Origin of the sequence: Enterococcus ratti, from assembly GCF_001886195.1 — a bacterium.
Lineage (GTDB): Bacteria > Bacillota > Bacilli > Lactobacillales > Enterococcaceae > Enterococcus_B > Enterococcus_B ratti.
The window spans coordinates 1-1280 of the sequence record NZ_JXLB01000057.1 but is presented as its reverse complement, the minus strand read 5'-3'; the positions used below and the strand labels follow the sequence as shown (position 1 = coordinate 1280).

The 1280-nt window shown below is 35.5% G+C and carries 1 protein-coding gene; it reads left to right on the top strand.

Translation table 11 applies throughout. The features are described from left to right. The first annotated feature begins 82 nt into the window (after positions 1–82). Positions 83–1239 (top strand): IS3 family transposase gene (locus RV14_RS11640; protein ID WP_425429257.1). Its coding sequence is split into 2 segments (ribosomal slippage): positions 83–341 and positions 341–1239, totalling 1158 coding nucleotides; the frame shifts between segments, so codons are not numbered across the junction. The last annotated feature ends 41 nt before the right edge of the window (positions 1240–1280 follow it).

The window sequence follows — 1280 nt, the reverse complement described above, 5'->3', positions numbered from 1 at the left end:
ATGCATGTATCCTAATAAAGTGGACACATTTTTTGGTATACTCTTAAATAAATAGACACAAATTTTGAAAGGACTTTTTAATATGGGGAACAACAGAAAATCACCACGTAAATTTGATGAAGAGTTTAAAAAATCCATTGTGAAACTTCACGAAAGTGGTAAAACTCAAAATGCTTTATCTAAAGAGTACGGCATTGCTCTTTCTTCAATTGCTCGTTGGGTCAAACAATATTCTGAAGTAAAAATTGACGATGACACGATCCTTACGGCTCGTCAGATCAAACAGCTACAAAAACGAAATGCGCAGCTCGAGGAGGAAAATTTAATCCTAAAAAAAGCGATTGCCATATTCACGCCTCGCTCGACGAACGATTAAAAGCCATACACATTCTTCGATATGAACACAGTATTGTTACACTCTGTCGTGTACTCAAAGTCAATCGTTCCACTTATTACAAACGCTTTTCTGGAAAAGTAGCCCCAAGAACAAAAGAAAATCAACACCTAAGAAAAGTGATTTTAGAAATTTATACTTCTTCTCAAAAACGTCTTGGCGCTGCAAAGATCCAACGGATCCTTTTGCGTGATTATGGCATTTCGATTAGTATTGGTCGCGTTTATCGCTTGATGAAATCAATGAACCTACCAAAAATGTCTACAGTAAAACCTGTTTTCAAAAAAAGAAAAAACAAGGTTTCTTTGACACGTCCAAATCATCTAAACCAAGCGTTCAATCCACCAGCACCCAATCAAGTTTGGACGAGTGATTTTTCTTATATCCCCATCGGTAAGAAAACATTTGCGTATTTGTGTGTCGTTTTAGATTTATTTTCTAGAAAAGTAATTGCTTGGACTGTAGGACCAACGATTAATACAAACCTAGCCATTCAAACAGTAGATAAAGCACTTCATTCTCGAAATTTAATGAGTCCTGTTCTTTTTCATACAGATCAAGGGTCTCAATATACCTCTTTAGAATTTAGAAAGTTTATAGAGAATCATCCGATTGTCCATTCTCTTTCTAAACCAGGTTATCCGTGGGATAACGCCGTCACCGAAGCTTTTTTTAAATATATGAAAAAAGAAGAATTAAACCGCCGTTCATTTCATTCAATCGAAGAAGTACGGTTGGCTTGTTTCGCTTATATTGAAGGATTCTATAACACCAAACGTCCTCATGGAACATTAGATATGCTTACACCAACTGAAAAGGAGGCTCTTTACTTTGAAAATCTTTAAGTATCTTCTCTTTTTATGTCTACTTTATTGACATCTATCCA